This is a genomic window from Mesorhizobium sp. B1-1-1, assembly GCF_006442955.1.
Taxonomy (GTDB): Bacteria; Pseudomonadota; Alphaproteobacteria; order Rhizobiales; family Rhizobiaceae; genus Mesorhizobium.
The window spans coordinates 329,229-342,298 of sequence record NZ_VFWW01000005.1; the positions used below are offsets into that span (position 1 = coordinate 329,229).

The 13,070-nt window shown below is 63.8% G+C and carries 11 protein-coding genes and 1 pseudogene; 6 read left to right on the forward strand and 6 right to left on the reverse strand.

From position 1 onward, the window contains the following. Positions 1–6: 6 nt before the first annotated feature. Genes FJ986_RS12415 through FJ986_RS12425 form a run of 3 tightly spaced genes read left to right on the forward strand, consistent with a single transcriptional unit; the run spans position 7 to position 3,717 of the window. The gene (locus tag FJ986_RS12415) at positions 7–273 is read left to right on the forward strand and encodes a sarcosine oxidase subunit delta (RefSeq protein ID WP_140565575.1); all 267 of its coding nucleotides are present in this window, start codon (positions 7–9) and stop codon (positions 271–273) included. After that, positions 270–3,218 carry a sarcosine oxidase subunit alpha family protein gene (locus FJ986_RS12420; RefSeq protein WP_348640445.1) on the forward strand — a complete coding sequence of 983 codons (2,949 nt, stop codon included), beginning with the start codon at positions 270–272 and terminating at the stop codon, positions 3,216–3,218. Before FJ986_RS12415 ends, FJ986_RS12420 begins: the two co-directional genes overlap by 4 nt. After that, positions 3,211–3,717 carry a sarcosine oxidase subunit gamma family protein gene (locus FJ986_RS12425; RefSeq protein ID WP_224519039.1) on the forward strand — a complete coding sequence of 169 codons (507 nt, stop codon included), beginning with the start codon at positions 3,211–3,213 and terminating at the stop codon, positions 3,715–3,717. Before FJ986_RS12420 ends, FJ986_RS12425 begins: the two co-directional genes overlap by 8 nt. A 222-nt stretch (positions 3,718–3,939) precedes the next feature. Here the strand turns inward: FJ986_RS12425 and FJ986_RS12430 are convergent, their stop codons facing one another. From FJ986_RS12430 to FJ986_RS12450, 5 genes are all read right to left on the reverse strand, one after another. Continuing rightward, positions 3,940–4,533 (reverse strand): DJ-1/PfpI family protein, encoded by a 594-nt coding sequence (locus tag FJ986_RS12430; protein ID WP_140499290.1) that lies wholly within the window; start codon positions 4,531–4,533, stop codon positions 3,940–3,942. A gap of 67 nt (positions 4,534–4,600) precedes the next feature. Next, entirely contained in the window at positions 4,601–5,551 is a 951-nt protein-coding gene (locus FJ986_RS12435) for a substrate-binding domain-containing protein (RefSeq protein ID WP_140622782.1), read from the reverse strand. 57 nt (positions 5,552–5,608) lie between these two features. Beyond that, positions 5,609–6,580: an ABC transporter permease gene (locus FJ986_RS12440; RefSeq protein WP_140499447.1), complete on the reverse strand. Its 972-nt coding sequence runs from the start codon at positions 6,578–6,580 to the stop codon at positions 5,609–5,611. Between the two features lie 17 nt (positions 6,581–6,597). After that, positions 6,598–8,175: a sugar ABC transporter ATP-binding protein gene (locus tag FJ986_RS12445; RefSeq protein ID WP_140674413.1), complete on the reverse strand. Its 1,578-nt coding sequence runs from the start codon at positions 8,173–8,175 to the stop codon at positions 6,598–6,600. Between the two features lie 6 nt (positions 8,176–8,181). Then, entirely contained in the window at positions 8,182–8,880 is a 699-nt protein-coding gene (locus FJ986_RS12450) for a GntR family transcriptional regulator (protein ID WP_140517369.1), read from the reverse strand. Positions 8,881–9,089: 209 nt separating this feature from the next. Between FJ986_RS12450 and FJ986_RS12455 the strand changes: the two genes are divergently transcribed. The 3 genes and pseudogenes from FJ986_RS12455 to FJ986_RS12465 all read left to right on the forward strand — a co-directional run bounded on the left by FJ986_RS12455 (position 9,090) and on the right by FJ986_RS12465 (position 12,641). Continuing rightward, the gene (locus FJ986_RS12455; protein WP_140674415.1) at positions 9,090–10,313 is read left to right on the forward strand and encodes an iron-containing alcohol dehydrogenase; all 1,224 of its coding nucleotides are present in this window, start codon (positions 9,090–9,092) and stop codon (positions 10,311–10,313) included. A gap of 14 nt (positions 10,314–10,327) precedes the next feature. Then, positions 10,328–11,814 (forward strand): annotated as a pseudogene (locus FJ986_RS12460) (NAD-dependent succinate-semialdehyde dehydrogenase). An 11-nt stretch (positions 11,815–11,825) separates the two neighbouring features. Next, the gene (locus tag FJ986_RS12465; RefSeq protein WP_140674417.1) at positions 11,826–12,641 is read left to right on the forward strand and encodes an alpha/beta hydrolase; all 816 of its coding nucleotides are present in this window, start codon (positions 11,826–11,828) and stop codon (positions 12,639–12,641) included. 59 nt (positions 12,642–12,700) lie between these two features. On the opposite strand, the gene FJ986_RS12470 is transcribed toward FJ986_RS12465, so the two are convergent. Beyond that, entirely contained in the window at positions 12,701–13,069 is a 369-nt protein-coding gene (locus FJ986_RS12470; protein ID WP_140499304.1) for a putative quinol monooxygenase, read from the reverse strand. Position 13,070 lies beyond the last annotated feature (1 nt).

A 13,070-nucleotide genomic window follows, 5' to 3' on the forward strand; every position in this document is an offset into this window, starting at 1 on the left:
AGAGAAATGCTTCGCATCGACTGCCCATGCTGCGGCCCGCGCGACCATGACGAGTTCCGCTATGGCGGCGACGCTTCCGCGGTGCGCCCGGCGCATGACGATCCCGATCCGGAGGCGTGGTACCGCTATGTCTATGTGCGCAAGAACCCGGCGGGACCGCACCGTGAATTCTGGCAGCACGTGACCGGCTGCCGGCAATGGCTGGTCATCGAGCGCGACACGAGGAACCACGCTATCGCATCGGTCGGCTTCGCCAGGAAAATGCCAGCATGAAAATGATTGGAAATCGTCTGGCCGCCGGCGGCCGCATCGACCGCACGCAGCCGCTCCGCTTCACATTCGACGGCCGCGAGCTGGGCGGCTATCGAGGCGATACGCTTGCTTCCGCGCTGCTTGCCAATCGGCTCATGCTGACAGGCCGCAGCTTCAAATACCATCGGCCGCGCGGCATCTTCTCGGCCGGCCCGGAAGAACCCAACGCGCTGGTTACGCTCGGAAGCGGTGGACGGCGCGAACCGAACCTTCCGGCCACGACACTGGAACTGGCTGAAGGTATGACTGCCGAAAGCCAGAATCGCTGGCCGTCCCTTGCCTTCGACGTGCAGAGCGTCAACGGCCTGTTTGCGCCCCTTCTTTCTGCCGGCTTCTACTACAAGACCTTCATGGGTCCGACCCGCCGCGCCTGGATGTTCTACGAGCATTTCATCCGTAAAGCCGCGGGATTGGGCCGGGCCGGCACCGAACCCGATCCCGACCGTTACGAGACCCGGCATGCATTTGCCGATGTTGCAGTCGTCGGCGGCGGCCCTGCCGGCCTGTCGGCGGCGCGCGCCGCGGCAGCCAGCGGCGCCAGGGTCGTCCTCGTCGAACAGGACTTTCTGCTCGGTGGCCAACTTCTTGCCGAGCGCACCGATGGCAAGGCGGCAGCCTGGCTGACAAAGATCGAGGCGGAGCTTGCAGGCCAGCCCAACGTCACCCTGATGCGCAAGACGATGGCCTTCGGCACCTATGACGGCAACACGCTGGGGCTGATCGAGCGGCATGACGGCCAGGTCGCGCAAGGCGCTGCGCGGCAGGTTTTCACCGTGCTTCGCGCCGGCTCGATCATCTTTGCGGCCGGTGCTATCGAACGGCCGCTGGTGTTCTCCAACAACGACCGGCCAGGCATCATGCTGGCGTCCGCCGCCCGGACCTATCTCAACCGCTTCGCCGTGCTGCCGGGGAAGAATATCCTCGTGGCCACGATGAACGACGGTGCCTATCGCGCTGCTTTCGACCTCGCCGCCGCCGGCGCGCGAGTGACGGTCGCGGACCAGCGCGGCGCTCCGCCCGCCGGTCTGGCGGCGGAAGCCGGACGCCTGAACGTAGAGATCCGCTCCGGAACCCGGATCGCCGATCTGCGCGGCAGCCATGCGGTGAAGGCCGTACGGCTTGCCGGCCCGAGCGCCAAATCGGAAATCGCCTGCGATTTCGTCTGCGTCTCCGGCGGCTGGTCGCCGACCGTGCATCTCACCTCGCATCTTGGCGTCAGGCCCGTCTATCGCGACGACATCGACGGCTTCGTTCCGGGCGGCTTTCCGGCAGGCCAGTTCGGCGCCGGCGCGATGATGGGGCGCTTCTCGACCGCCGACGCGATCGAGGACGGCCACCGCGCCGGCGTCGAAGCGGCATGCTTCTGCGGAAAACCGGCGGCCATGCCGGCGCCGGATGAACTCGATCTCGAAGGGGCCCCGGCCGCTCCCTTTCGTGCGATCTCTTCCGCGGGGCGCGGCAAGGCCTTCGTCGATCTACAGATGGATGTGACCACCAAGGACATCGAGCTCGCCCATCGCGAGGGCTATGAATCCGTCGAACACCTGAAGCGCTACACCACGCTCGGCATGGGGACCGACCAGGGCAAAACCAGCAATTTCGCAGCACTTTCGGCCATGGCGGCGCTGCGCCGGGCAACGATTGCGCAAACCGGAACCACGACCTTTCGCCCGCCCTACGCGGCGGTCGCGATCGGCGCGCTGGCCGGTCGCGCCGTCGGTCATCACTTCAAGCCGGTCCGTCGCACGCCGATGCACGACTGGCACCTGGCAAACGGTGCCGAGATGCTCGAGGTCGGTCTCTGGATGCGTCCGTATTTCTATCGCGATGCCGGACGCGACGTGAATGAAGCCTATGTCGCGGAGATGCGGATCGTGCGCGGCGGCGCCGGGCTGATGGACATTTCCACCCTCGGCAAGATCGACGTGCAGGGGCCGGACGCGGCCATATTCCTCGACCGTGTCTACGCCAACGGTTTCGCCAAGCTTCCGGTTGGCCGCGCGCGCTACGGCGTCATGCTGCGCGACGACGGCGTCGTCTTCGACGACGGCACCACCACGCGCTTGTCGCAAAATCGCTTCTTCATGACCACCTCTACCGCCAAGGCCGCCGACGTCCTGTCGCGGTTGGAATTCCTGCTCGACACCGCCTGGCCGGATTTGCGTGTCGCGGTCTCTTCGGTAAGCGACGAGTGGGCGGCGATGTCGGTCGCCGGGCCGGCAAGCCGCGATGTCCTTGCCGCCGCCTTTCCCGCGCTCGATGTCTCCAACGAGACGCTGCCGCATATGGGCGTCATCGAAGCCGGGTTCGACGGACGGGCCCTGCACGTTATCCGCCTCAGCTATTCCGGCGAGCGCGCCTACGAAATCTATGTCGGTGCCAGCGCCGGCGAACAGGCCTGGAGCCGTCTCATCGAAGCAGGCGCGCCGTTCGGCCTCAAACCTTATGGCGTCGAGGCACTCGGTGCGCTGCGCGTCGAAAAGGGCCACGTCGCCGGGCCCGAGATCGATGGCCGCACCACGCTCGACGATCTCGGCCTCGGCCGCATGGTTGGCAAACGCAGCGGATTCGTCGGCGACGTCCTCCGACGCCGCCCGGCGTTTCAGGCGCCCGACCGCCAGCGCCTCATCGGGCTGGAATGCATCGAGGACGGCAAGCGGCTGCGCGGAGGCGCCATATTGTTCCTGCCTGGCGATGCCGTCACCGGCCACGGGCGCGGCCGGATCACGTCGGTCACCTTCAGCCCGGAACTCGGCCACTATGTCGGACTGGCGCTGTTCGCCGGCAATGCCCCGGCCGAAGGAGACGAGATCACCGCGGTCTACCCGATGCGGACAGAGACGGTTCGCGCCCGCGTCGTGCCCTCCGTCTTCCTCGATCCCAAGGGAGAGCGCATGCATGGTTGAACCTGTGCTGTCGAAGGACTTCAACCTGTGGGCCTCCGATTGCCCGATCGTTCAGATCGAGGGCTGGGAAGAAACGCTGACAAGATTCGAAACGAGCGTCTCGCAGGCCTTGGGCGCGACGCTTCCTGCCGACGTCGGCGAGACGGTTCGGCATGCTGGCGCCCTCATCGTCAGGATCGCGCCCCGCCGTCTTTGGCTGATCGTCGAGACAGGTGCGGAACCGCCGGCCATTGCGATCGATCCTGAATTGGGCTGCTCGGTTCTGCTCGGCGAAGGCCGGGTGCGATTCAGGATGGAGGGTGCGCGTCTTCAGGACATTCTCTCTGCCTGCATGCCGGTCGACTGGTCGTCCGCCGCTTCGGCTCCCGGCCGTGCCGTACAGACGTCCGTCCATCACGTGCCGGCGCTCTATCTGCGAACGGGCGAGAGCAGCTGCGACCTGATCGTGCCGCGAAGCTTCGCCCGCAGCCTTGCCGACTGGATTGCCGCCGCGCGTTAAAGCAACCCCAGGAAAAGTGCGTAACGTTTTTCCGCTCGCGATTGCGTAAGGAAAAAGCTGGACCTGTCCGGCGATCCTGTCGGCCGCTAAACCGGCAGGACGCACCGCGCGCATACCTTTTGCACGACGGTCGATATAGTTGTCCGCATCGGCGAAGGCCTCGGTATCACTGTGGAGGCCGACACGCCACGGCAGCGCGCCGGCCTCCACCTGGTTCGTGGCTCAGTTGTGGCGGATTTCCGTGCCGAGCACTTTCAGGCACTCACGGATGAAGGCGGCCAGCGCCGTCCATCCCTTGGCCGACACCATCGTACCATCGACATAGGCTTCCGTCGGCGAGAGGTCGATATAGGTACCGCCCGCGAGAGTGACTTCCGGCTCGCAGGCGCCCAGCGCCCCGACCTTCTTGCCGCGCACGACGCCGTCGACCGCAATCAGGATCTGCACGCCATGGCAGATCGTGAAGATCGGCTTCTTGGTCTCGTGAAAGTGTCGAACGATCGTCTGCACCCGCTTGTCGGTGCGGATGTATTCCGGTCCGCGTCCGCCCGCGCAGTAGACCGCGTGGTACTGGTCGAGCTGCTTTTCCGCATCCGAGAACGTCTTGTTGATCAGCGCGTAGTGCCCGAGCTTTTCGGTGTAGGTCTGGTCCCCTTCGAAATCGTGCAGCGAGGTCTTGATCAGGTCGCCCGCATTCTTGTCGGGGCATACGACATGGACCGTGTGACCAACGGCTTCCATCGCTTGCTGGTAAACGAAAATCTCGTATTCCTCGGTGAACTCACCGGTCAGCATCAATATCTTCTTGCCTGGCATAGCTCTTCCTCTCTGTTGTTGGCATGCAAGGCGCATCACGCGCCTTGCCTCATTCGGATTGCGGGCCTCAGAACGGGGAGTCGGGGAAGTAATATTCCTTGGCGTTGGCCTGGGTTATGAGCGGGGCGTCGAGTTTGACGGCACCGCGAACCGGAGCCTGACCGATCAAGTTGGCCACGGTCATGTAGATAGCGGTCTTGATCATCGCCGGCGGATACGGCGTCTCGACCGGTGTCATCGCATCCCCGTCTATCACCTTCTTCACGATGTCCTTCATGCCGTTGCCGCCGAGCGCTAGCTTGATATCGGTTCGGCCGGACTGCTTGACGGCCTCGAGCACACCGAGAAGCATGTCGTCGTCATTGGCCCAGACCGCATCGATGTGCGGGTGCTTGGCCAGGTAATCCTGCATGAGCTTGAAGGCCTCGTCGCTGTTCCAGTGGGCATACTGCATGTCGAGCACCTTCAGGCCGGTGCCCTTGATGGTATCCTCGAAGCCCTTGATGCGCTCATCGTCGATGACGGTGGGAATGCCGCGCAGCACGACGACGTCACCTTTGCCGCCCAGTTTGTCGATCATGAACTTCGCTGTGTTGGTGCCAACCGCGATGTTGTCGCCGGCAAGATACAGGTCCTGAATGGAAGGGTCGGTCAATCCCCTGTCGACGACGGTGATGAACGTGCCCATGTCCTTGATGGCTTTCACCGGCTGGGTCAGTTCCTCGGAGGTGTAGGGCAGTATCACCAGCGCATCCAGCTTGCGGCTGGCCGACAGATCCTCCAGCGCGCTTACCTGGTCGGCCGCCGAGGGCGACGTCTTCACGACGACTTCGACATCCGGGAAGGCCGCGTTGATTTCCTTTGCAGCGGCCTGCGCGTGATAGACGATGCCGGCCGTCCAGCCATGATCCGCCGCCGGGATCGACACCGCGACCACCTTCTTGTCGGCTGCAAGCGCCTGGCCGGCCACCATCAGTGCGCCGACTGCCGCTACGGCAACCCATTTCCTGCTAAACATAAATACCTCCCAGAGATATGGACCACACAACAGGCGCCCGTCCGGTCCGAAGACGGGCTATTTCGAAAATCTTTGCACGAGCATGGCGATGATGATGATGACGCCCTGCACCGCGGCGACGAGGTATTCGGAAACGAAATCCGACAACACCATCAGGTTGGCGATCAGTTCCAGGATCACCGCACCGGCGATGGTGCCCCAGATGCGGCCCTTGCCGCCCCGCAGCGCCGTTCCGCCAATGACAACGGCCGTTATCACCTGCAGCTCCCAAAGCTGTCCGGTGGTCGGGGTGGCGGCTCCGAGACGAGGCACGTAACAGATGGCGGCGACCGCCACGCATGCACCCTGGATGACATAGGCAATGGTGCGCGTCTTGACGACCGAGATGCCCGAATAGCGGGCGACGTCCTCGTTCGCGCCCACCGCCGCGCATTTGCGGCCATATTTGGTCTTGTAGAGGACAAATGCGCCGACCACCGCAACGAGCGCCGACAGAAGGATCGGCACCGGAATGCCCGCGACGGCGCCGAAATAGACCGGCCGGTACGCGTCCCGCAGCGAGCGATCGATCGGGATCGTGCCGCCATCGGTCATATAGGTGATCAGTGCGCGGAAGATACCCATTGTGCCGAGCGTGGCGATGAACGGCTCGATCCTTCCGACCGTGACGATGAGACCGTTCGCGAGGCCGCATAGAAGCCCCGCGACGACTGCTATCACCATGCCTGCCGGGATGGCCCAAAGGCCGAGGCTGGGGGCCATCATGTTCATGAACATGATCGTGACGCCGGCGATGAAGGCGACCATCGAGCCGACCGAAAGGTCGAGCCCGCCTGATGAGATCACGAATGTGGCGCCGACGGCTATGATGGCGACATAAGCGCTGCGCGTGATCACGTTGCCCAGGTTTGTCGCGGAAAGAAAATCCGGATTGATGAGGAATCCCGCCACCAGTAGTGCGAACAGTGCAAGGAAAGGGCCGGCATCCGTCCACGAGAAATGGTGCTGCCTGTCGCTTCGGGCAGACATGGAATGGGTAAGCGCCGTCACTGTCTTCCTCCTTGGGCCGTGTCATGGCCTTTGTCACTGGTCGCCAGCAGCGCGATGTTGCTTTCGATCATCGTTTCGCCCGAGACCTCGCCGCTGATCCTGCCTTCGCGCATGACCAGGACGCGGTCGCAGATGCCGACCAGCTCCTGCATCTCCGAGGAGATGACGATGCAGGCTTTGCCTTGGCTCACGAGTTCCTGGATGAAGGCGTAGATCTGCGCCTTGTTGGCGATGTCGATCCCGCGCGTCGGCTCATCGATGATCACGACCGAAGGATTGGTCAGAAGCACCTTGGCCAGCAAAAGTTTCTGCTGGTTTCCGCCCGAAAGCTGCCCTGCCCTGGCGTTGTGGCTCTTCACCCGGATGTCGTAGCTGAAGACGGCCCGGGCGAGCGCCTCGGATTCGCGACCGCGCAGAACCAGCAGTCCCGGATGCAGAAGGCCAAGCGACGAGAGAGTCAGGTTCGGCGCCAGCCGCTCCTGCAAAAGCAGGCCCTTGCCCTTGCGATCTTCCGTCAGATAGCCGATGCCCGCCTCTATGGCCTCGCGCTGCGAACGTATCTGTATCGGCGACCCGTTGAGCTCGATCGTAGCCGTCGCCGGCCTAAGCCCCACAATGCCTTCGAACAACTCGGTTCGCCCCGCCCCGATCATGCCGGCGAAGCCAAGAATCTCGCCTTTGTGAACGGTAAAGGACACGTCCCGTGCATAACCCGGAACAGTCGCGTTTCTGACGGTCAGCATGGGCCGGCTCGTCTGGACCTCGCGCTTGTGAGGATAAAGCGCGGCGAGTTCGCGCCCGACCATAAGCTGCGCCATGTCGGCCTGGCTCAACGCATGGCCGGGATAGGTGCCGATCATCTTGCCGTCGCGCAGGACCGTGACCTTGTCCGCCAGCCGCTGCACCTCGTCGAGGCGATGGCTGATGTAGAGAACCGCGATGCCCCGCGCCCTGAGCCCGAAGATGATGGCGAGCAAACGCTCGACCTCCCCACCGGTCAGCACCGCTGTCGGTTCGTCGAAGATGACGACCCTGTGGTCGTCGAGCAACGCGCGGGCGATTTGCACGAGCTGGCGATCCGCCAGCGAAATGTCTCGGACCAGCGCGGTCGGCGACACCTCGCAACCGATCTCGGCCAGTTTCGCGGCCGCTATGCGGCGCATGGCGCCATCATCGACGATTCCGCGCCTGGAGAGCTCGCGGCCGAGAAAGAGATTGTCAGTCACCGTGAGCGCTTCGGCCAGGAGGATTTCCTGATGCACCAGCGCGATGCCTGCCGCCTGCGCCTGGTGAGGTGTCCTGAAACTCACGCGGTCACCGGCCATGGACAGGCTGCCGGCGGTCGGTTCGATGTAACCGGAAAGCAAGCGCATGAATGTCGACTTGCCGGCGCCATTCTCGCCGATAACGGCATGGATCTCGCCAGGGAAAATATCCAGCGTGATGTCCGACAACACGGTCACCGGGCCGTATTGTTTGCAAAGCCCTTCCGCGCGCAGCACCGGAGCCACAGCCGGTGTGGGCTCCGGCGGCAAAGCGGTGACGCTTCCGTCGATGCGAGTGGCAACTGACATCGCGGCCTACTCGAATGCAGGCAGGAGCCTGTCCCGCGAATTCTCTATGTGCACGCGCATCGCCTTTTCGGCGGCAACCGGATCGCTGGCCGCGAAAGCGGCGAGGATGGCTTCGTGCTCGTCGAGCGCCTCCTCGGTGACCCGCGAGTGATACATCAGGCGGAAAATGTGGAAGTGGGTGTGCTGGTGGTTCAGCGTTTCGCGGATGAGCTCGTTCTGCGCGAACTCCATGACCTTGTCGTGGAAGATGGCATCCTGGCGGGCGAAGTTCGAATAACGCAGGCGTTCGTCCTTGCTCACGCGCCTGGCCATCACGCCAGCCGCCTCCTGCAAAATCATCAGCCGGGCTTCGTCGAGCGCAGCGGCTGCCTTGGCGGCGGCTGCAGGTTCGAGCAGCAGGCGCAGTTCATAGAGTTCGTCGAAACGGCGCCGTGTGATCTGGGGCGCGGCCCGGTACCCGATCAGATGGGTTTTCACCACCAGGCCCTCGCCTTCCAGCCGCCCAAGAGCTTCGCGGATCGGCGTATGCGAGACGTTGAACTCCTTGACAAGGTTGTCGACGGTGATCCGCGATCCCGGAGCTATTTTCAGCGACATCAGCTGCTGGAAGATCGCCTCGTAGACGTCGCCCGACAGGCTGTTGGCGCGCTGGATGCGGCCTGTCAACCGAGCGTCATTGTCGACGGTAAGGTCTGGATTCTGCATGTTTTGCCTCTTGACAGGGGCGACCTCTAACACGATGCTCCGCGCAATTCAATCCTATATCCTATACGATTTTATAGAGGATATTTCGTGAGGCAGGAAAACTCGACGACGGCTCTGGCCCGTGCCTTGCCCGAACCACGCCACGCACGCTGGGCAAGCGGTGATCTCCGATCCCCCGCTCCCCAATCCATATTCGAAGGACACAGTTCATGACGCTATTTGCAGCAGCCCGGTTGCCGCGTGAGATTCTTTTCGGCAAAGGCCAGCGCCATGCGCTGCCTGATATTGCCGCCAAATATGGCCGGCGCGCATTCATCTGCACGGATGAGCGTTTCGCCGGGACGCCAATGTTCGCGCAGATCAGCGCGGCACTGAGAGCAGGCTCGATCGAAACGCTCGTGTACGATCGCATCCTCCCGGATGTCCCTCGTGACAGCGTTGCCGTCTGTGCCGCCCATGCGAAGGACTTCAAGCCGGACATGGTGATCGGGATCGGTGGCGGCAGCTGCCTGGACATGGCCAAAAGCGCCGCGTTGCTGATTAGCCACGGCGGGCGGCTTCAGGACTACTACGGGGAGTTCAAGGTGGCCGGCCCCACGCTCCCGGTAATCGCGGTCCCGACCACCGCCGGCACCGGTTCGGAAGTGACGCCGGTAGCGGTGATCTCCGATCCGGAGCGAACACTGAAGGTCGGCATTTCCAGTCCCCATCTCATTGCCGCGGTCGCGCTCTGCGATCCGGAACTCACCGCGACATGCCCGCCCTCCCTCACGGCAATCGCCGGAGCCGACGCGCTCACCCACGCGATCGAAGCCTTCACGTCCGCCAAACGCGGCTCCGATCCGCACTTGCCGCAGCGGCATGTCTTTGTCGGCAAGAGCGCGCTGACCGATCATTTCGCGCTGCTGGCCATCCAACTCCTGGGCCGCAGTCTCGAAAAGGCTTACCGGGACGGCTCGGACGAAGACGCACGCGCCGATGTCATGATGGGAGCGCTGGCGGCCGGCTGCGCTTTCGGCACGGCCGGAACGGCGGCTGCCCACGCCGTGCAATATCCCGTCGGCGCGCTTACCCATACGCCGCACGGATTGGGCGTGGCGACGATGCTTCCCTACGTGATGAGCTACAACCTGCCCGCCGCGACCGACGAAATCGCGGCGGTCGGCGCCGCTCTGGGGGTGACGGAGACAAAGAGCGCCGAGGCGACCGCGCGCGCCACCATCGATGAGGTGGCCCGGCTGTTCGCGGCGATCGGCATCACCCGGACGCTGGCCGATCTGGGTCTTCCACACGACAAGATCGACTGGACCGCCGAGCAGGCGCTCGGCATCGATCGACTGATCAAGAACAACCCTCGTCCTTTCGACGTCGCCGCGATGCGGCGGCTGGTGAGGGCCGCCTATGACGGCGACATGGCCGCAAGCTCAGTCTGACCAGAGGTGATGAGATGAACGTACCCCAAGGGCAACTCAACGAAGATCCGGACATGTTCGACTACACCACATTCTCGCACGGCCTCTATATCGACGGACACTGGCGACCGTCTTCCGACGGTCGCCTCATTGAGGTGATCGATCCTTCCACGGAGGCCGTGATTGCGGCTGTCCCGGACGCCACGATTGCCGATGCCGCCGCTGCCGTCGAGGCGGCTGCGAAGGCGGCTGCAAGCTGGCGCGCAACCGCGCCGCGCAAGCGTTCGGAAATCCTGCGGCGTTGCTTCGAATTGATGGTCGAACGGTCCGAGACGCTGGCGGCGCTGATCTCGCTGGAGAACGGCAAGGCGCTGCGGGACGCGCGCGGCGAGGTCGCCTATGCGGCTGAATTCTTCCGCTGGAATGCCGAGGAAGCGGTGCGCATCAGCGGCGAGTTCGGCCTGGCGCCGTCAGGCGCCAACCGGATCGTCGTTGATTATCATCCGATCGGCATCTGCGTGCTCATAACGCCCTGGAATTTCCCCGCCGCCATGGCGACACGCAAGATCGCGCCGGCGCTGGCCGCCGGCTGCACCGTCATTCTGAAGCCCGCCAGCGAGACGCCCCTGACCGCCTACGCGCTCGCCGCGCTGTACGAGGAGGCGGGTGTGCCTCCCGGCGTCGTCAATGTGCTCACCACTTCGAACCCCGGACCAGTGACCTCCGCCATGCTCGCCGACCCGCGCGTCCGGAAGCTATCCTTCACCGGTTCGACCGGCGTGGGTCGTGTTCTGCTGGCCGAAGCCGCCAAGCACGTCATCTCATGCTCGATGGAACTCGGCGGCAACGCCCCGTTCATCGTCTTCGATGACGCCGATTTGGACGCGGCCTCGACGGCGCGATGGTCGCCAAGATGCGAAACGCCGGCGAGGCCTGCACGGCAGCCAACCGCATCTACGCGCAGGCCGGCATCCATGACGCTTTTGCCGAAGGTCTGCGCCAACGCATGGCCGCGCTCAAGCTCGGTTCAGGCACCGACCCGGACACCGAATGCGGTCCGATGATTACCAGGAAGGCCGTCGACAAGATCGATCGGCTGGTCAAGGACGCGGTCGCCCGTGGGGCCAGGATCCTGTGCGGCGGCGCGGTCGCCGACGACAAGGGCTATTTCTATCCGCCGACCGTCCTTCGGGACGTGCCCGCCAATGCCGAGATGGCGCAGGAGGAGATATTCGGTCCGGTGGCCCCGATCAGCCGCTTCGAGAACGAGGACGAAGTCATCGCGCGCGCCAACGACACGGAATACGGCCTTGCCGCCTACATCTACACGCGTGATCTGGCCAGGGGCATGCACGTGGCATCGAAGATCGAAACGGGCATGGTCGCGCTCAATCGCGGCCTGATGTCGGATCCGGCGGCACCTTTCGGCGGCGTCAAGCAGAGCGGCCTTGGCCGCGAAGGCGGACAGAAGCACGGCATTGCCGAGTTCATGGAGGCGAAGTACATCGCCGTGACCATGTGAACGGGCACCCCATGCAGAATGATCCTTTCCGCATCCGCGACCACGTCGCCGAGTTCGACGACATCGTCGCCGAGATCGTTCGTCGCAGCACGGAGGTGCGGGCAACCATGCCGATGGTTGCCGATATCGCCTATGGAGCGGATGCCACCGAGACCATCGACCTGTTCTTTCCGGAAGGCAAGCGCGACCGCCTGCCGGTCCATGTGTTCATCCATGGCGGCTACTGGCGCATGTTCTCCAAGCGCGACTATTCCTATGTCGCCGAGACGGTGACGCGCGCCGGCGCAATCGCGGTCATCGTCGATTATGCGCTGATGCCGGCTGTGAGGATGGCCACGATCGTCGACCAGGTGCGGCGCGCCAAAAGCTGGGTGCTCGACCATATCGGCGATCACGGCGGCGATACCGAGCGCCTGACCGTGAGCGGACATTCAGCCGGCGCCCAACTTGCGACGATGCTTTTCAATGACGACGGCCGGACATCGACAATCAAAGGCGCGTTGCTGCTTGGCGGGCTCTACGACCTGAAGCCGCTTCAGACCTCCTTCCTTGCCGCCGAGATCGCGATCACGGACGAGGATGCAGCCAGGTTCTCGCCGCTCACCCGCCGTTTCGATCCGTCAGTGTCGGTCGAGATCGCTGTCGGCGCCGACGAAACGCCGCCATTCCACAGGCAGGCCGAGGTGTTTGCGCGGCATCTGAAGGAGCAGGGACTACAGGTCTCGCAGACCGCCCTTCCTGGAGCCAATCACATGAGCAGCGTTCTCGACCTCGGCTTGGCCGGCACCGAGGCGGCAACCATGCTGACAAACCTGGTTTCCGGCTGAGGCCATTGGCGTTCCGTCAAAAGCTGGCACTTTCAGCTGTCACCCGCGTCCCGAGCGCTTTACCTGTCTCCATCGGATCTGCTCTCACCGCGCGGGGTTGGAAACGATCGCTCATGCGATGCCAGCGCCAGCTGGCTGAGCATGACGAATTGACGGACATCCACCGGCCGCGCAACGAGGTCGTCGAGCTTCCCGAACAGCGGCATCAGATGTGGCATGGAGAGGTGCCTGTCGAGATCGTCCTTCGAACGCCAGTTCTCGTAAAACATGAATACGCAGGGGTCAGCCGGGTCGACATGGAAGTCGTAGTTGATGCAGCCCTCCTCGGCACGTGTCGGTTCGACGAGGCCCGACAGGATTCTTTGCAGTTCATCGCGGGTTTCGGGTTTGGCAACCACGGTGCCGATGACCGTATAGGGAACCGTCATC